The 17,530-nt window shown below is 64.5% G+C and carries 18 protein-coding genes; 5 read left to right on the top strand and 13 right to left on the bottom strand.

The genetic code is table 11. The annotated features are described in order from the left end of the window. The first annotated feature begins 39 nt into the window (after positions 1 to 39). From EN852_RS12135 to EN852_RS42260, 3 genes are read left to right on the top strand one after another with little or no spacing between them, the layout of a single operon-like run. The gene (locus EN852_RS12135) at positions 40 to 2,109 is read left to right on the top strand and encodes an EAL domain-containing protein (protein WP_127873885.1); all 2,070 of its coding nucleotides are present in this window, start codon (positions 40 to 42) and stop codon (positions 2,107 to 2,109) included. Beyond that, positions 2,046 to 2,696, top strand: a complete 651-nt coding sequence (locus EN852_RS42265) for a polysaccharide deacetylase family protein (protein WP_246694257.1) — start codon at positions 2,046 to 2,048, stop codon at positions 2,694 to 2,696. Before EN852_RS12135 ends, EN852_RS42265 begins: the two co-directional genes overlap by 64 nt. Beyond that, positions 2,689 to 2,913, top strand: a complete 225-nt coding sequence (locus EN852_RS42260; RefSeq protein WP_246694256.1) for a hypothetical protein — start codon at positions 2,689 to 2,691, stop codon at positions 2,911 to 2,913. The genes EN852_RS42265 and EN852_RS42260 overlap by 8 nt, the downstream gene beginning before the upstream one ends. On the opposite strand, the gene EN852_RS12125 is transcribed toward EN852_RS42260, so the two are convergent. Further along, on the bottom strand, positions 2,880 to 3,341 hold the full coding sequence (locus EN852_RS12125) for a MarR family winged helix-turn-helix transcriptional regulator (RefSeq protein ID WP_127873886.1): 462 nt from the start codon (positions 3,339 to 3,341) through the stop codon (positions 2,880 to 2,882). The two genes, EN852_RS42260 and EN852_RS12125, sit on opposite strands and share 34 nt — an antisense overlap. A 144-nt stretch (positions 3,342 to 3,485) precedes the next feature. Here EN852_RS12125 and EN852_RS12120 point away from each other — a divergent pair, with 144 nt between their 5' ends. Further along, positions 3,486 to 3,893 carry a hypothetical protein gene (locus EN852_RS12120; protein ID WP_127873887.1) on the top strand — a complete coding sequence of 136 codons (408 nt, stop codon included), beginning with the start codon at positions 3,486 to 3,488 and terminating at the stop codon, positions 3,891 to 3,893. Between the two features lie 116 nt (positions 3,894 to 4,009). Here EN852_RS12120 and EN852_RS12115 read toward each other — a convergent pair whose 3' ends face one another. The 8 genes from EN852_RS12115 to EN852_RS12080 all read right to left on the bottom strand — a co-directional run bounded on the left by EN852_RS12115 (position 4,010) and on the right by EN852_RS12080 (position 13,207). Continuing rightward, positions 4,010 to 4,792, bottom strand: a complete 783-nt coding sequence (locus tag EN852_RS12115) for an ABC transporter ATP-binding protein (protein ID WP_127873888.1) — start codon at positions 4,790 to 4,792, stop codon at positions 4,010 to 4,012. Between the two features lie 13 nt (positions 4,793 to 4,805). After that, positions 4,806 to 5,600, bottom strand: coding sequence for an ABC transporter permease (locus EN852_RS12110; RefSeq protein WP_189545886.1), 795 nt, complete (start codon positions 5,598 to 5,600; stop codon positions 4,806 to 4,808). A gap of 92 nt (positions 5,601 to 5,692) precedes the next feature. Continuing rightward, positions 5,693 to 6,697, bottom strand: a complete 1,005-nt coding sequence (locus EN852_RS12105; protein WP_189545867.1) for an ABC transporter substrate-binding protein — start codon at positions 6,695 to 6,697, stop codon at positions 5,693 to 5,695. A 271-nt stretch (positions 6,698 to 6,968) separates the two neighbouring features. Beyond that, positions 6,969 to 7,700 carry a histidine utilization repressor gene (gene hutC, locus EN852_RS12100; RefSeq protein WP_127873889.1) on the bottom strand — a complete coding sequence of 244 codons (732 nt, stop codon included), beginning with the start codon at positions 7,698 to 7,700 and terminating at the stop codon, positions 6,969 to 6,971. Positions 7,701 to 7,733: 33 nt separating this feature from the next. Beyond that, complete coding sequence (locus tag EN852_RS12095) at positions 7,734 to 8,756, bottom strand: alcohol dehydrogenase catalytic domain-containing protein (protein WP_127873890.1); 1,023 nt, start codon at positions 8,754 to 8,756, stop codon at positions 7,734 to 7,736. 12 nt (positions 8,757 to 8,768) lie between these two features. After that, on the bottom strand, positions 8,769 to 10,091 hold the full coding sequence (gene hisD, locus EN852_RS12090) for a histidinol dehydrogenase (RefSeq protein WP_127873891.1): 1,323 nt from the start codon (positions 10,089 to 10,091) through the stop codon (positions 8,769 to 8,771). Positions 10,092 to 10,191: 100 nt separating this feature from the next. After that, positions 10,192 to 10,965, bottom strand: coding sequence for a glucose 1-dehydrogenase (locus tag EN852_RS12085; RefSeq protein ID WP_127873892.1), 774 nt, complete (start codon positions 10,963 to 10,965; stop codon positions 10,192 to 10,194). A 196-nt stretch (positions 10,966 to 11,161) separates the two neighbouring features. Further along, on the bottom strand, positions 11,162 to 13,207 hold the full coding sequence (locus tag EN852_RS12080; RefSeq protein WP_127873893.1) for an NADH:flavin oxidoreductase: 2,046 nt from the start codon (positions 13,205 to 13,207) through the stop codon (positions 11,162 to 11,164). 138 nt (positions 13,208 to 13,345) lie between these two features. Between EN852_RS12080 and queF the strand changes: the two genes are divergently transcribed. Then, the gene (gene queF, locus EN852_RS12075) at positions 13,346 to 13,807 is read left to right on the top strand and encodes a preQ(1) synthase (RefSeq protein ID WP_095818451.1); all 462 of its coding nucleotides are present in this window, start codon (positions 13,346 to 13,348) and stop codon (positions 13,805 to 13,807) included. 4 nt (positions 13,808 to 13,811) lie between these two features. Here the strand turns inward: queF and EN852_RS12070 are convergent, their stop codons facing one another. The 4 genes from EN852_RS12070 to EN852_RS12055 all read right to left on the bottom strand — a co-directional run bounded on the left by EN852_RS12070 (position 13,812) and on the right by EN852_RS12055 (position 17,528). After that, on the bottom strand, positions 13,812 to 14,681 hold the full coding sequence (locus tag EN852_RS12070; RefSeq protein ID WP_127873894.1) for an alpha/beta fold hydrolase: 870 nt from the start codon (positions 14,679 to 14,681) through the stop codon (positions 13,812 to 13,814). 33 nt (positions 14,682 to 14,714) lie between these two features. After that, positions 14,715 to 15,308 carry a hypothetical protein gene (locus tag EN852_RS12065; RefSeq protein ID WP_127873895.1) on the bottom strand — a complete coding sequence of 198 codons (594 nt, stop codon included), beginning with the start codon at positions 15,306 to 15,308 and terminating at the stop codon, positions 14,715 to 14,717. Between the two features lie 4 nt (positions 15,309 to 15,312). Further along, a complete protein-coding gene (locus EN852_RS12060) occupies positions 15,313 to 15,786 on the bottom strand; it encodes a DUF3828 domain-containing protein (protein ID WP_127873896.1) in 474 nt (157 codons plus the stop codon). Between the two features lie 92 nt (positions 15,787 to 15,878). Beyond that, positions 15,879 to 17,528, bottom strand: a complete 1,650-nt coding sequence (locus EN852_RS12055; protein WP_127873897.1) for an ABC transporter substrate-binding protein — start codon at positions 17,526 to 17,528, stop codon at positions 15,879 to 15,881. Between the last annotated feature and the right edge of the window lie 2 nt (positions 17,529 to 17,530).

The following is a 17,530-nucleotide window of genomic DNA, read 5'->3' as shown; positions in this document are numbered from 1 at the left end:
CAAGGCAGGAATCCGTCGACCGAAGGGGTCACTCAAGTTATGTCGCAGCAGCCAGTGCATAGCGTTTCACGCAAGCTGATCCTGCTCATCAAGACCGGCTACTGGCTGGCGCTCACGATCATTGCCGCCATGGTGGTGGCCTCCTTCATTCTTCTGCAGCAGCTGATGGCGCAGCAGCAGCATAATGACGCGCTGCTCGATATCGTCTCGACGCAGAAGGCGCTGTCGCAGCGCATCGTCTTCCTGGCAAGCGCCACGGGTGCTGCCTCGCGCGACAAGCAGCCGGCGCTGGTCACCGCACTCAAGCAGGCGACGGGCGAGTTCGAGACCAATTACGACCGGCTGCTCAAGGAGACCGGCGCCGATCCGCTGTCGCCGGCACGCAACGATCCGAAGTCGATCGAGTATGTGCTGTTCAACAAGCCGTTCCACCTCGATTATTTCTCGGTCGGCCTCGTCGCCAATGGCGACAGACTTATCTCGTCCCTCGCGTCGCAGCTCGGCATGCAGAGCGACGGCTACAAGGCCGGCGGAGAACGCGCCGGGCTCGACGCTTCCGTCGCCAATGCGACGATGTCCGGCTATGCCGCTCTCGCCCAGCGCATTAGCGCCTTCGCCGACGAAAAATCCAGCAGCATCCTCGACCTGCACCGCACGCTGTTCTTCGCTACCCTCGGCGTCATTGTGCTGGTAGCGCTGTTCATCTTCCGGCCGATGTCCAACGCTATCCTGCGCAAGACGCGCGAGCTGGTCGATGCGCGCAACTCCATGGCCTTTATCGCCGTGCATGACGGCTTGACCGGCCTTCATAACCGCACCTTCCTGACCGACCATTTCGACACCCTGATCAAGGGGGCGCACCGGCGCCGCGAACGCCTGGCGGTGGTCCAGTTCGATCTCGACCGCTTCAAGCAGATCAATGATACGCTCGGACACGCCGCCGGCGACTATGTGCTGGTGGTGACGGCGCAGCGCATGCGCGATTCCTGCCGCGCGTCGGACCTGTGCGCGCGGCTTGGCGGCGACGAGTTCGTCATGATCCTCAACGGGGCCGGCACCACCGAGGACATCCATGCGCTGGCCAAGCGCATCCTTGGCGACATCAACGAGCCGATCACCTTCCAGGGCACGACCATCATGCCTGGCGCCAGCGCCGGCATCGCCGTCTATCCAATCGACGCCGACAATGCGCAGGACCTGCTCGTCCATGCCGACCTCGCCCTCTATTCCGCCAAGAAGCTCGGCGGCGGCAACTTCTCCTTCTTCTCGGAGGAGCTGCGGCGCGAGCTCGACTACCGCAAGCAGCTCGAACAGGACATCCGCACGGCGATCGCCGACAAGAGCTTCGAGGTCTATTTCCAGCCGCAGGTGTCGCTGACCAGCGGCAAGATCAGCGGCATCGAGGCGCTGGTGCGCTGGAAGCACGCCACGCGCGGCATGATCTCGCCCGGCGAGTTCATTCCCGTCGCCGAGAAATGCGGGTTCATGCCGGATATCGGCCGGATCGTCATCGGCAAGGCGATCAACGAGGCCGCCGAATGGGACCGCGCCGGGATCGATTTCGGGCGCATCGCCGTCAATGTCTCCGGCACCGAGCTTCGCGAGCCCGATTTCGACACGTTCCTGTTCGGCACGCTGGAGCGCGCCGGGCTGGCGCCGCAGAAGCTTTCGCTGGAGATCGTCGAATCCGTCATCCTCGACGACGAGAAGACCGGGATCGCCTCGAAGCTCCGCCACATCCGCGCCGCCGGCGTGCATCTGGAGTTGGACGATTTCGGCACCGGCTACGCTTCACTGAGCCACGTCAACCCCAACGAGATCGACCGGCTGAAGATCGACCGCCGCTTCGTCCAGAACATCAACGAGAACGGCGACAACACCAAGATCGTGCGCGCCATCACCGAGCTTGCCAGGGGGCTGGGCATCTCGATCGTCGCGGAGGGCGCCGAGACCGAGGCCGAACTCGACTCGCTGATGGCGATCGGCTGCGACCAGGTGCAGGGCTATTCGATCGCCTTCCCGATGCCGCAGGACAAGGCGCGCGAATGGCTGGCGGCGCGCAGCCCGAAGAAGACGAAGCTCAAAGTGCTGCAGGGCAGTTTGGGCTAACGCTTTCGCCGACAAGCTTGACACAACCGTGCGTTATGGCGGCCTATCGGGATCGCAAATGGGTTTTGCGAATGCCGTTTCGTTATATCCTGCCATTCCTGCTGCTTGTCGCATCGCCCGCCTTGGCCGCCGATCGGACCATTTATCTGACGTTCGACGACGGCCCGCTGAACGGCACCAGCAACATCCTCGACGTGCTGCAGGCCCAGCAGGTGCCGGCGACTTTGTTCATGGTCGGCATGCATGCCGAGGCCAACGCCACCAGCCGGGCGCAGCTGCGGCGGGCGAAATCGATGCCGCTGGTGACGATCGGCAACCACAGCTACAGCCATGCCTATAATCACTACCGGCATTTCTACGGCGACACGGAGGGCGTGGTCGCCGACATGCTGCGGGCCAATGTCGTGCTCGGGCTGACACCGGCCGTGCACGCACGCCTGCCCGGACGCGATGTGTTCCGGCTGCCAAGCTACTCCAAAGACGACAATTCACTCGGACTGGCCGAGGCCGGACGCGAGGATCCGGATTACGAATTCGTCGCGGCGTCGGGCTTCTCTATATGGCTGGGACCACGAATGGGTGCATGAGGACAGCGGCAAGCCGGTGCAGAGCGTCGACCATCTGGTGAGCGAGATCGACCATCTGTTCGGCTACGGCCATTTCGCCAGGCCGAACAAGCTGATCCTGCTCATGCATGACGAGATGTTCCAGGACGTCTTCGACGGCAAGGCGAATCTCACCGCATTGATCGCTGCGCTCAAGCTGCGCCACTACGCCTTCGGCGCGATACCGGGGTACGACTGAAGCGGTTCGGCATTCCGTCTCAGCATCGCCAGCACCTCGGCGAATTCCGCCAGCCTGTCATCGGGAATACCAGCCCGCAGCCGCCTGTCGAAGGCGACCGCCGCGAGGCGCAATTTTTCGAACAGCGCCTCGCCGGCTTCCGTCAGCGCCACCTGATGGACCCTACGGTTTTCCGGATCGCGGCGGCGCGTCAGCAACCCTTGCGCCTCCATGGCGTTGAGGTGATGCGTCAGCGTCGCGCCCTGGATGCCGATCATGCCGGCAAGCTCGCGCTGGTTGGCGAGTTCCTTCGACTTGACCGACAGCAAGGTCAGCCAGACCGGCAGGGTGCCGCCGGCCTCGACCAGCGCGGCATCGAAGGCCTGCGCCACCACTTTCGAGGTGCGGGCGAGATTCATGCCGACAGGCGGGCGGTCAAACGGTGTCATGACGTGACAGTAGAGCAAGCAATGGGCACGTGAAACTCGGCTTCATGAGTTGACATCTAATCGTTAGATATCTAACTTTGTCTTATTGATGGCGTCGTGACAGGGCAGCGACGCGTGCGGCGGGCGATAGAGAGGAATGCGGTCATGCAATATGTCTATATCGTCGTCATCGGCCTGCACGTCATGGCCGGCGTGTTCTGGGCCGGCACGACCATTGCGGTCGCCCGCGATCCGGAGATAAAGGCGGAGCGCTTCATCCGGCCCCAACTCGGCGCCTCCGGTCTGGTTTTCCTGACCGGCATACTGCTCTGGTATTTCTTCCATGAGGGCGCGTTCGGCCCAATGGAGAAGGCGCTGGCGCTCGGCATCTTGACCGCGCTGATCGCCGCCGGCGTGCAGGGCGCGCTCGTCGCCTCCGCCAGCAGGCAGCTGACTGGCGCCGATCAAGCGACGCAGACCCAACTTCGGGCGAAAATGACCAGAGGCGACCGCATTGCGGGCGGATTGCTGGTCATCACCGTGTTTTGCATGGCGACCGCCAAGCTGTTTTGAAATCGCACGGCCGGCGAAACCGACCGGGCGCGGCGCGCAACGGACCAGAGCGGCAGGTGGCTCTCCTTGCAAAGGTCCGTTGCGCGCTACAGGTTGGTTGACCGCACGACACGCGCCTAAGCCATTTCGGGGCGCCTGGAGGCTTCGCGAATGGCCTTGTGGACATTGCGCTGCAGGTCCATGAAAGCGGGGCTCTCCATGACCTCTTCGCGGCGCGGGCGCTCGATGTCGACGTCAAAAGTCCGCATGATGCGCCCCGGGCCGATGCCCATCACGACAATGCGGTCGGACAGGTAGACGGCCTCTTCGACGTCGTGGGTGACGAAGAGCACGGTCAGCCTGTGCTCTTCCCAGATCTGGGTCAGGAGTTCCTGCATCTGATGCCTGGTCAGGGCATCGAGCGCACCGAAGGGCTCGTCCATCAAGAGCATCTTGGGGCGGTAGGAAAGCGCGCGCGCAATGGCGACGCGCTGCTTCATGCCGCCCGAAAGCTCGGATGGATAGAGATTGGCCGAGTGCGGCAGCTTGACCAGGTCGAGATGCTCAAGCGCGATCCTGCGGCATGTGGCGCGGTCGTGGCCGGCGGCCTTGAGAGCGAATTCGATGTTCTGCTGCGCCGTAAGCCAGGGCAGCAGCGTATAGGACTGGAAGACAACGCCGCGATCGAGACCCGGCTTCAGGATCGGCGACCCGTCGATGTCGAGTTCGCCCGAGTCGAAATCCTGCAGTCCGGCGACGATCGACAGCAGCGTGCTCTTGCCGCAGCCGGACGTGCCGACCAGCGACACAAATTCATTGTCGGCGAGGTTGAGGTTGATGTCGCGCAGCACTTCGGTGCGCCGCGCTCCGGTGCCGAAACTCTTGTGGAGGCCCTTGATCCGCAATTTGGGGGAATTCATCGGCCGGACCTCGTCATGAACGGCTGTCCTGGCGGAACAGCACCTTGCCCAGCGCCTTCATGACCTGGTCGGTGATCAGGCCGAGAATGCCGAGCAGAAGGATGTAGCCGATGATGGTGTTGGTCTGGAAATAGCGCTGCGAGACGGTGATGCGATAGCCGAGGCCTGACGTCGCGGCGACGAGCTCGGCCAGCACGAGCCAGGTCCAGGCCCAGCCCAGGCTGATGCGAAGCGTATCCCAGATGCCCGGCAAGGCGCTGGGCACCACGATGCGCGTCAGGATCTTGCGATCCGGCAGGCCGAGCGTCCTGCCGAGACCGACGAAGTCGGCCGGCACGCGCTTGACGTTGTCCATGATCATCAGCACCTGCTGGAAGAAAGTGCCGATGAAGATGATCAGGAATTTCTGCGAGTCGCTCGTGCCCGCCCACAGAATGGAGAGCGGCACGAAGGCGACCACCGGCATGTAGCGGATGAAATCGACCAGCGGCTCGATGGCCGCTTCCCAGGTCCGGAAGCTGCCGATCAGCACGCCGATCGGAATAGCGAGCGCCGAGGCGATGAGAAAGCCGACCGAAATGCGGTAGATCGAGGCCTTGAGATCGGTGAGCAGCGTGCCGTCGGTCCAGAGCTTGCCGAGCTGTGTCGCCACGCTGGCGGGCGACGGCAGGAAGATAGGCTTGACCAGGTCGAGGCCCGTCGCCGCCCACCATGCCAGGCCGAGGCCGGCAAAGACCGCCACTGCGATGATCAGGAAGCGGGAGCGCGCGATCGGCGCGCCGATCCCGGAGGATCGGCGGCGGCGCATCGCCTGCCTGGCGGCGGGTCCCGTCGCCGGGCCAGGCGGGCTCGCTTTGCCGGCAGGCTTGTCGGACATCTCGGCGGCCGTCACGGCCCGGCCTACTGCGCGGCTTTGACGAAGGCCGGGTCGATCATCTGCTCCGGCGTCACGTCGGCCTGAAGCAGGCCGGCATTCTTGGCGGCGGCCTCGACGTCGGCGAAGGTCTTGGTGGAAAAATCGCCGGTCAGGGCGTCCTTGTTCTCGGCCAGCGAATAGTAACGCACGCCGTCGAAGGCGGTGTTGAGGTCCTCGACGCTCGAACCGACCGCCTTGGAGATGATGGCGCGGCCGCCGGGCGTGTCGGCTTTGTAGTCCGCGAGCGCGGCATCCCAGGCCTTGATCATGGCAAGCACCTGGCCGGGCCGCGACTTGATGACCTCGTCGCGCACCACCAGCACGTCGCTGATCAGGCCGGGATCCTCGCCGGCGGTGAAGAGAAGCTTGACGTCCTTGTTCTGCGCCCTGGCCGTGGTGAGATAAGGCTCATAGGTGACCGCGACCGGGACGCGGCCGGCAATCAGCGCGCTGCCGGCATCCGCCGCCGGCATGGGCACCGGCTGGACGTCGGCGATCGACATGCCGTTCTTGGCGAGCGCGTATTTCAGCAGGATGTCGCTGGTCGTGCCTTCCTCGAAGGCGACCTGCTTGCCCTTGAGATCGGCGACGGAGTTGACGTCCTTGCCGGCGATCATGGCGTCGGCCGCCATCGAGACGTCGAGCAGCAGCACGATCTTAACCGGCAGGCCCGCCGCAACCATGCCCATCGCGGTGTGGGTGGCGATGTTCGCCGCGTCGAGCTGGCCGCTTGCCAGGGCGGCGTTGATGTCCTTGTCCTCGGTGAAGTTGACGATCTGGACGTCCGACAGACCGCTCGCCTTGAACAGGCCCTTTGCTTCGGCGACATGCCACTGGCCGTAGCCCAGCCATGGCTCGATGCCGATCTTGAACGATCCAGCCTCGGGCGTCGCGGGAATGGCCGTATCGGCGGCGTGGGCCGGCGGGGCGAAGCCGACGGTGGCCGCCACCACGAGCGCACGGAATTGTGCTGTGAGGTTACGCATCATCTTTGTTCCCCTTTGATGATTCAGAGCGCTTTTTTGAACCAAACTTCCTGTCTGGCGAGAATGCGGCTTCTGCTTCTTGCGGCACTGTGCCTCGGCGTCTTACCTGCCACGTCGACGGAAGCGAAACGATATTCAACGTCGGCGACGATGGATGTCAAGGCTAAAATACATACATGCATATACAAGTTGGAGAGGCTAATTTCCGCGCTCTTGGCGGCATTTGGGCGGGCTCCACTCATAACTGGCGCCAAGGGGAATAGTCCCGGCCGTCTCACGTCTTGCGCGATGGAGAATAGCGGCTGCCGAGCGAGTAGCGGCTGCCGACATAGGTCAACTTGCTGATTGTGGCGACGACCGCGCCCGTCCATGTCCGGCGATGCAGGAGAAGGCAGCAGGCGCCGATGTCGATGGCGAGGTGCCGCGCCGTCTCGGCATCGGCGGGAACCGCGGAAATGATATGCTCGACCTCGGTCACCGGCGTCTTCTGCATCAGGTAATCGTAGGTCGCCGTCTTCGAGAAATCCTGCTTGTCATAGTCCGGGATCAGGCTCGGATTGACGAAGCGCTCTTCCAGTTGCACGGGCAGGTCGTTCTCGAAGTTGACGACCACCGAATGATAAAGCGCCGCGCGCTTGGCGAATTCGAAGGACAGCGAGAGCTCCTTGGTCGGCGTAATCCCTTCGAGGACGAGAACCTCCGAGCGATGCCTGTTGCCGCGCGCGACGATCTCGGCCGCGATGTTGTTGATCTCGATCAGCGTTGATTGTGGCTTGGGCGGCGCGATGAATGTCCCCACGCCCTGCAGCCGGATCAGAAAGCCGGCCGAGGTCAATTCGCGCAAGGCGCGATGGACGGTCATGCGCGACACACCGAGCGCGGCGACGAATTCATTCTCGGACGGCAGCTTGCGGTCCTTGCTCCACTTGCCGGTTCCGATGTTGGTCAGGATATAGTCCTTGACCTTCTCGTAGAGGGGGCTGGCCGTATCGGGCAAAGCACTCATTTTTCAAAAGTCCTTTCCGGCAAGCATCGGAAATCAAGTGCCGGCAGGCTGCCGCAGCCGGATAATGGTTTTCAAGCCGTCGCCCTGCCCCGCCAAAAGACGCTCATAAGCGGCGGGAACATCGTCCAGGCCGATCTCGCGATCGATCAGGCTGATCAGCGGTCCGGACAGCTCGGCCAGCATCCCGATGGCGTCGGGCAGCTCATCGGCAAAGGCGTGGCATCCGAGCAAGGCGATCTCGCGCTCGACCAGCATGTTGGGGTCGATGTCGAGGCGGCCGTGGAAAATGCCGACCAGCGCGACGGTCGCGCCGGAGCCCAGAACACCCAGCAACTGGTTGAGCGCGGCGATGCTGCCGGTCGCCTCGACGGCCGCAAGCAAAGGCGCATCGGCGGTCGCAGCAGCGATGGCCTCGCGGTCGAGGTCGACGATGGTGGCGCCGGTCACCCGGGCGACACGCTCGCAGCGGGCCTTGTTGCGGTCGGCGATCAGCACCCCGCCCGGGAACGTCCGCGACAGGAGCAGCGCCGCCAGGCCGCCGATGGTGCCGCAGCCGACGACAAGCACCGAACCTACCGTCCTGGGCAGGCGCCGCACAGCATGCAGCCCGACGGCGAGCGGCTCGGCCATGACCGCAACTCTTTCATCCAGCGCGGCGTCGATGACATGCAGCAGGCGCGCCGGCAGCACCGTCTCCTCGGCAAAGCCGCCGTCGCATACTTCGCCGACGAAGCCCAGCGAAGCGCACAGATGCCGCCTGCCCGCCCGGCATTGCGCGCATTCTCCGCACCAGAAACGGGAATCGGCGACCACCCGGTCGCCCACGGCGACGGTGCCGACGCCCTCGCCGACCGCCACCACCGTGCCGGTCAGTTCGTGGCCGGCCGTCGACGGCGCGCGGCTTATCCATTGTCCGGTGCGGAAATTGTGGAGGTCGGAACCGCAGATGCCGGCGGCGTCGACATTGAGCTTCACCCAGCCCGCCTCGGGAGTACCTGGCGCGGCGATGTCCTCGACACGCAGGTCGCCGGGTCCATGGAGTCTGGCGGCCTTCATCGCGCCGGCCCGTCAGGCGCCGAGATAGCGGTCGCGGATTTCCGAGACCGCGTTCTCATGCGAGCTGAAGCCTTCGTAGCGCGCGAGCCTGCGGGCATGGCCGGCAAGCTCCGGATAGGCCGCCGAGGTCACATAGCCGACCGATGAACGCTTGAGGAAATCCGTCACCGAAAGCGGCCCGTAGGTGCGTGCCCAGCGGCTGGTCGGCAGCACCGCATTCGGCCCGAGGACGAAATTGGCGAGCGTCACCGGCGTGTGCGGGCCCATGAGGATCTCGGCCGCCTCGGTGATGTGGCCGAGATGCGCGAACGGCTCCCTGGACAGGATCTCGAGGTGCTCGGGCGCATAGTCGTTGATGAAGCGGTAGCTGTCCTCCAGAGTTGCGGTCAGCACGATGCCGCCGCGCTTGCCGGTCAGCACCGCGCGCGAAAACTCGACCCGCTGCTCGGTCATACGGGACCAGTGCTCCGGAAGTGCTGCCAGGGCAGCGTCGACGACCTTGCGGCTGTGCGTCACGAGATAGGCGGAGGAATCCGGTCCGTGCTCGGCCTCGATCAGAAGGTCGAGCGCGGCGAGGCCGCCGTCGACGCTGTCGTCGGCGAAGATGATCGCTTCCGACGGACCGGCCGGAAGGCCGGTGTCGATAATCGAGGAGAGCAGGCTCTTGGCCGCCACCACCCAGGGGCTGCCAGGCCCGACGATCTTGAGCGCGGGCTTCACCGTCTCGGTGCCGTAGGCGACGGCCGCGACCGCATGCGCACCGCCGCATTTGTAGACGGTCTCGATCCCGGCGAGGCGGGCGGCGACGAGGGTCGCGGCATCGACGGAACCGTCCGCTGTCGGCGGGGTCACGATGGCGATCTGCGGCACGCCGGCGATGACCGCCGGAACCGAGGTCATCATGGTCACCGACGGGAAGGCGCCCTTGCCGCGCGGAACGTAGAGCGCGACGGAAGCGATCGGCGTGTAGCGGTCGCCGGCATAGGCGCCCGGGCGGACCTCCTTGAGCCACATCGTCTCGGGACGCTGTTCCTCATGGAAATGCCTGATGTTTGCGATGCCGAAGCGGATGCTGTCGATGACATCCTTGTCGACCTTGCCGAAGGCCGCGTCGAACTCCGCCTCCGAGACCTTCAGATTGCCCGCGGCCACATCGGCCTTGTCCAGGTCCCTGACGAAGCGGAGCAGGGCCGCGTCGCCATCCGTCCTGACCGCCTCGAGGATCGGGCGAACCTTCTCGACGAAGACCGAGAGGTCGGCTTCGGCGCGCTTCAGCAGGCTCGCCCGCTGTTCGGCGCTGGCGGATGAGAGGTCGTGGAAGCTGATCTCGGACATGGCTGCTCCTCAGAAACGCGGGAAAAGTATATACATGTATGTATAATGGTCGCCAGTATTTTTCTGTGCCTTGCCGCCAGGCTGGCCACCGCACGGCGCCTCAGATCGAGGCAAGGAAGCCCCCATCCACCGGAAAGGACTGACCGGTGATGTAGGCCGAGGCGTCCGAGGCCAGGAACACCGCAATGCCATGCAGATCAGACAGGTCGCCGAAACGGTGCTGCGGTATCTTGGCGAGCATCGATTGCTGCCACGCCTCGTCGGCGTAGAACACTTCCGTCATCGCCGTCCTGAAGTAGCCGGGCGCGATGGCGTTGACCCTGATCCCGAGACCCGCCCATTCCGCCGCCAGCGCCCGCGTCATGCCGAGCAGGCCCGACTTCGACGAGCCATAGGGCACGGCTGTGGGGATGCCGACCTCGGAGGTCAGCGAACACAAATTGATGATGGCGCCGGGCCGTCCGGCATCGCGCATGTGGCGGGCGGCGGCCTGGGCGCAGAAGAAGGCGCCCTTGAGATTGGTGTCGACGATCCGGTCCCAGAGCGCTTCATCGACATCGAGCGAAGGCCTGACCTCTTCCATGCCGGCATTGTTGACCAGGATATCAAGACCGCCAAGCAGGTTGGCAGCCTCGGCGGTGGCGGCGCGGCAACGGGCGACGTCGGTGACATCCAGGGCAACGGCATGCGCAAGCCCGCCGGCGGCCCTGATCGCCGCCGTTGTCTCTTCCAGCGAGGCAAGGCTGCGCGCCGTGACGGCGACAGCGGCGCCGGCCGCGCTCAGCGCCTCGGCGATGCCGCGCCCGATGCCGCGGCTGGCGCCGGTGACGAGCGCCTTCCTGCCCGACAGGTCGAAGAGGGAAGCATTGCGCATGTCGATCCTCCTTGGCCTTGCCGGCCCGCCCTCGCCCGCGAGACTAGCCGATCATTGGTTATACATACAAGCATATACAAATGAATTTTGAGCACCGGCAGCGAGACAGGCTGACCGCAAAGAGCTACCTCCAGCGATACAGCGATCCTGTCCGGCGCTGTTCCTGCCGCCGCGATTTCGCGCCGCGGCCTGTCAGTCAGATCCTGATGCCGAACCGGATGCCGTCATAAATGGCGGCGTGAATGTTGCGCGAAGCGACCGCGTCGCCGATGCGAAACACCACAAAGCTGCCTTCGGCATTGCGCGCGGGGAAAATGTCGCCGCCATTCACCAGACGCTCATAGTCGACGGCGCCGCCATTTTTCGACAGCGGCTTCAGCGCAAGGTAGAGATCGTCGAGTGGTGCCGTGCCATGCTCGACCACCACCTGGTCGACGCGCCGTTCGGCGCGCCAGCCGTCGGCGAAGTCCGACGACAGCTCGGCGATGAGCTGGTTGCCCTCGCGCCGCACCGAACGCAGCCTCGTGTTGATGGTGACGGTGACGCCTTTCTCGTGGAAGGCGCGCATATAGGGCACGTGGTTCATGCCGCCCATTTCCGGCGCGAAGAACCGCTCCGGCGAAACCAGTTCCAGCTTCGAGCCGCCGTTGGCGATGAGTTCGGCAGCGCCCATGCCCTGATGGCCGCCATTGTCGTCATAGAGCAGCACGTTCTCGGCCGGCTTGACGCTGCCGGCCATGATGTCCCAGCTCGAGGTCACAAGATTGTCGCCGGCCGTCAGCGGCGGGTTCTGCGGCATGCCGCCCGTCGCCACGATCACCACGTCCGGCGCCAGCGCCAGCACATCGTCCTTCTCGGCCCAGGTGTCGTAGCGGATCTCGACGCCAAGACGCTCGAGTTCCGCGAGGCGCCAGTCGATGATGCCGATCAGTTCCTTGCGGCGCGGGTTCTGGGTGGCGAGCCTCACCTGCCCGCCTGCCTGGCTGGAGGCTTCGAGCACCGTCACCTGGTGGCCGCGTTCGGCCGCGACGCGCGCGGCTTCCAGGCCACCGGCGCCCGCCCCAACCACCACGACTTTCTTCTTCGGTCCTTCGCTCTTGGCGATAATGTGCGGAATGGTCGCCTCGCGACCGGTCGCGGCGTTGTGGACGCAAAGCGCCTCGCCGCCCTCATAGATGCGGTCGAGGCAATAGGTGGCGCCGACGCATGGGCGGATCTCGTGCTCGCGGCCTTCCATCACCTTGCGAATGATGTGCGGATCGGCGATGTGGGCGCGCGTCATGCCGACCATGTCGAGCTTGCCGGTGGCGATGGCGTGGCGCGCCGTGGCGACATCGGAGATGCGCGCGGCATGGAAGGTCGGGAACTTCGTCGCCGCCCTCACCTCGCCGGCGAACTCGAGATGCGGGGATGAGCGCATGCCGGTGACCGGGATGACCTTGGTCAGCGACGCATCGGTTTCGATCGTGCCGCGGATGATGTTGAGAAAATCGACCTTGCCGGAGTTGGCCAAACGCCTGGCGATCTCGATGCCGACCTCCTTCGAGATGCCGTTTTCGAAATCCTCGTCAGCGACCATGCGGATGCCGACGACGAATTTCTCGCCGACGGCGGCGCGAACCGCGTCGAGCACCATGTCGGTGAAACGCAGGCGATTGTCGAGCGAGCCACCGAACTCGTCGTCGCGATGATTGGTCAAAGGCGACCAGAAGCCGTCCATCAGATGGCCGTAGGATTCGAACTCGATGCCGTCGAGGCCGGCCGCCTGGCAGCGCTGCGCGGCCGAAGCGTAGTCGGCGACGATGCGCTCGATATCCCACTCCTCGATGGTCTTGGGGAAAGCGCGGTGCGCCGGCTCGCGCACCGGCGAGGCCGACAGCACCGGCAGCCAGTCGGCCTTGTTCCAGCCGGTGCGGCGGCCGAGATGGGTGATCTGGATCATCACCTTGCAGTCGTGCTCGTGGCAGGCATCCGCCAGTTCGGCCAGCCACGGCACGATCCCGTCGTCATAGACATGCAGGTTGCCGAAGGCTGCCGGACTGTCGCGCGAGACGATCGCCGAGCCCGCCGTCATCGTCAGCGCCATGCCGCCCTTGGCCTTCTCGGCATGGTAGAGCCGGTAGCGTTCCTTCGGCATGCCGTCCTCGGAATAGGCCGGCTCATGGCTAGTCGACATCACCCGGTTCTTCAGCGTCAGGTGCTTGAGCTGGTAAGGTTGGAGAAGCGGATCGCTACTGGTCATCGTCTTCCTGCCGTTTCAAATTGTGCTAATGAGCGCGCCAAATGTGCCGCGCCCGAAAGAATTGCGGTGCCTTCTTCGTTCTTCGTTTACGCCCGCTACCTTCGAACTGTGGTTCGGACCGGCGGTAAGGAGCCATTGATGACCGACGCCAAGAACCTCACCCAGCTCGGCAAGCACGTCGAGACGCCACAAAGCCCCGAACAGGCGGTCCTGGAGACCGTGCCGTTCCAGCGCGGCGACGGGCCGCCGGCGATCGTGCGCTTCACCTGCCCGGAATTCACCTCGCTGTGCCCGGTCACCGGCCAGCCCGACTTCGCCCACATCGTCATCGACTACGCGCCCGATCGGACGCTGGTGGAATCGAAGTCGCTGAAGCTGTTCATGACCTCGTTCCGCAACCACGGCGCCTTCCATGAGGAATGCACCGTGATGATCGGCCGCCGTATCGTCGAGGCCACGAAGCCGCTCTGGCTGCGCGTCGGCGGCTACTGGTTCCCGCGCGGCGGCATCCCGATCGACGTCTTCTGGCAGACCGGCGCGCCCCCCAAGGATGTATGGCTGCCCGACACCGGCGTTGCGCCCTATCGCGGGAGGGGTTGAGCGCTCAGACATGGCCGGCCTGGCAGAGATTCTTTGACAGGAACGGCAGAACCGCATCGCGATAACGCGGCGTATCGTAGCGCAGCAGGTCGACATGGCCGGCGCCTTCGAACCAGACGAGCTGCGATGCGGGTGCGGCATCATGCAAGGCCGCCACCTGCCCGCGATCGATGAAGGGATCGGCACGGCCTGCCAGCAGGATCAGCGGTTTGCCGATCTTGCCGATACGGTCGACAGGCCTGACGTCGTCGGCGCCGAAGCCGAGCCGCACGGACATCTGTGCCAGCAGGATATCGGCCTGCAGGCTGCGCAAGGCATGGAATGGCATGCGCCAGGCCGTTGTCTCGCGCAAGGTCGCGTAGAGCTGCTCGAGCACATAGGCGTCGGCCAGTGCCTGCGGCGTCGCAAAGACAAACGACGCGGCACCCAGCGACGAGCCAAGCGCGCCGATTTTCTGGCCGGGAAAGCGCTGCCTTGCATAGGCCAGGATTCGGGCGGCGTCCTGCCCTTCGCTGTAGCCAAAGCCCTGGACGGTGCCGCCGCTCTCGCCATGACCCGACAGGTCGAAGAGGACCACGGAATAGCCGGCATCGAACAGCATTTTCGCCCTTTGCACATTCGCCAACCGGTTGGCGCCGCGCCCATGCAACAGGACGATCGCGCCGCAGCTGCCCTTGCGCTCGGCCACCCAGCCGACAAGCTCGGGCGTGCCAGGCTGATCGAGCGCGACGCGCTCGACAGGCAAATCGCCGGGCGCCGTCAAGGCCTGACGAGGCTCCCGGGCAATCAGCATCGTTCCAGCACGCCATGTGCCGATGCCGCCAACGATGCACACCGCAGCCAGCGCGAGCCCGAGCAAAGCGCGAATCCTCATCGGCAATGACCCAGCGGCGCATTCATCGGCAGCTCACTCGCACTGATACTGGCTGAGCGCCCATTCGCCGGTCACCGACAGGAGATCCGACACTTTCCAGGCGCCGCCGACCTTCTTCAGCTTCCATTCCAGCCGGTGCTGGTGGCCTTCGACGACGAAAGCGACGACCACCTTGGCCTCGTCGCCATTGACGGCCTCGATGGTGCGCAGACTCCGGTCTATCGCCAGCTTGTCGTAGTCGGCATTGTCGAGCGCCATGTTGGGATCCAGGCACTCGCCCTGCCCTGAGGCGCGCAGCGCATCGCTCTTGTCGAGCACGGTTTTCGCCGGATCGGTGAAGTTCTTGCGCTGGGACGGATCGAGCTCCAGCCCGAGATGCTCGTAGAAGGGCTTCACCACCGCGGTCGGCGATCCGGGCAGGACGGGCGCGGCAGGTGCCGGTTCGGCCGGCTTGCTTTCCGGGGCCGTGGCCGCAGGCGGCGAGGTGTCGACCGCAGGCGGCGACTTGTCGCCCGATGAGGCTTTCGGCGGCGGCGCGCCGAAGAGCCCCTGCGCAGAGGCGCCGCCGTTCAGCTCCGCGGCCAGCATCGACAAGCTCGACAGCGCGAGGACAAGACGGCGAAGCACGGCATCACTCCGTCGAGGCGCCGCATTCCAGCGCGCTGAGCGTCCAGTTGCTGGTCTTGGAGCTGATGTCGGCGATCTTCCACTTGCCGTCCATTTTCTTCAGCGACCACACCATTTCGCGTTTGGAGTCATCGCCTTCCGGGAAAAGATTGAAGTTTGCCGTCACCTCGGCGGTGTCGCCATTGACGGCCTCGGTGAGCTTCAACGTCTTGGACAGGGTCTTCTGATCGAAATCCTGCGCGTCGAGCCCGGGATCGAAGTCGAGGCAGGACACCTCGTCGGGCTTCTCCTTCTGCGCCTTGTCGTTGGCTTCGAACAGCTTGGTGACCGGCTCGGTGAAACGGTCGCGGTATTTGGCGTCTCCCTCGAACTTCACCGAAGGCACATAGAAGAACTTCACGGCGTTGGAGGCCGGCCCGGCAAGCACGGCGCCGGGCAAGGCAATCGAGAAGACAGCGGCAAGCACTATCGGCTTCATGCAGGATCTCCGGGGTTCGGTGCGTGGCGGCACGCTTGCCACCACGCATCCTGCATATCGCCTTTTTTGCGGCTCATGAAGGCCAGGCGCGCTCAGGCATCCAGCCAGACGTTCTGGAAGTCCATTTCATAGGTCTGGTGCATCGAATAGTTCTTCACCTTCTTGTTCATGTGGCAGTAGAGCTTCTGCCAGAAAGGCTGGATGATGACGCCGGAGTCCTGCAGGATCTGCTCGACGTCCTTCATCACCTCCTTGCGCTTGGCGACGTCGATCTGCGACAGCGCGTCCTTGAGCTTGGCGTCGAAGTCCGGGTTGGAAAAGGCCGTCTCGTTCCAGGCTTCGCCCGAGCGGTAGCCCAGCGCCAGCACCTGGACGCCCAGCGGGCGCATGTACCAGATGGTCATGGAATAGGGATACTTCGTCCAGTCGTTCCAGAAGGTCGAGCCGGGCAGCACGGTGCGCTTCACCTTGATGCCGGCATCGCGCAGCTGTCCGGCGATGGCGTCGCCGGTGTTCTTCTGCCACTCGTCCTCGACCGTGATCAGCTCGTGCTCGAAATCGGCCTGGCCGGCTTCCGCCATCAGCTTCTTGGCGCCGGCGGCGTCGCGCTCCTTCTTGGGCAGCGGGTAGTATTCGGGATGGATCGGGGCGACGTGGTGGTTCTCGCCGACCGTACCGCGGCCGTTGTATCCGAGCTGCATGACCTGGTTGTTGTCGACCGCCATCTGCAGCGCGTTGCGCACCCGCTTGTCGTCATAGGGCTTATGCGTGACGTTGGTGCGGGCGACGAGCGTGGTTGCCGTCGCGACCTCCGACTTCACCAGCCCCATCTTGTCCAGCGGGTCGATATAATCGGCCGGCGTTTCGAAATCGAGGTCGACCTCGCCGGAATCGAAGGCGTTCAGCGTGGCGTTGAAGTCGGTGCCGTAGTCGATGAACTCGACGCCATCGAGCGGCGCTTCGCCGCCCCACCATTTGCCGTTCTCGCGGCGCTTGACGACCGCTTTCTGGCCGACATCGTAGGAGACCAGCTCGAAGGCTCCGGTGCCGATCGGCTTCTTGATCGGATCGGCGCCGTCCTTGTCGAAGTCGCGATGCACGACCAGCGCCGGATAGTCGGTGAGGCCGGGTATGATGGCGATATCGGCTTCGTTGAGCTTCAGCTTGACCGTGTGGTCGTCGACCTTGGTTATCGCGCCATCCTTCGCCTTGCCGGTCTTGGCGTCGATCAGCGCGCCAACGCGGGCGGCCATGGAGTTGCCGGAAGCCCCCTTCTCGCACCAGCGGTTTAGATTGGCGACCACGTCGTCGGCGTTGAAGGCATCGCCATTGTTCCAGGTCACGCCCTTGCGCAGATGCAGCGTGTATTCGGTGGCATCGTCATTGACGTCCCAGCTTTCAAGCAGGACCGGCTCGAAGGTGAACTGGTGCGTGTAGCGCACCAAGGGCTCCAGCCAGCAGCGGGTGACGTTCGCCATCTCCGTCCAGTCATAAGTGCGCGGATCCTTCTGCGCCTTGACCGACATGGCGACATGCAGCGTGCCGCCCTTCTTCGGCTCGTCGGCCAGCGCCTTGGTCGGCACGGCCAGGCCAAGCATGCCATAGGCGAAAGCCGTCGATGCGCCGAAGGCGCTTGCCAGCGCCAGGAATTCGCGCCGGTCGACACGCCCCGCGCGCGCCTCTTCGGCCATCGCTTCGATCGCGGCCGGGACCCGGTCACCATTGCTTCTGAAAATTGTCATTG

The organism is Mesorhizobium sp. M2E.F.Ca.ET.209.01.1.1, assembly GCF_004010375.2.
In the GTDB taxonomy this organism is placed as follows: Bacteria; Pseudomonadota; Alphaproteobacteria; order Rhizobiales; family Rhizobiaceae; genus Mesorhizobium.
The sequence above is the reverse complement of the archived record's forward strand: the minus strand, read 5'-3'. Positions and strand labels throughout refer to the sequence as shown.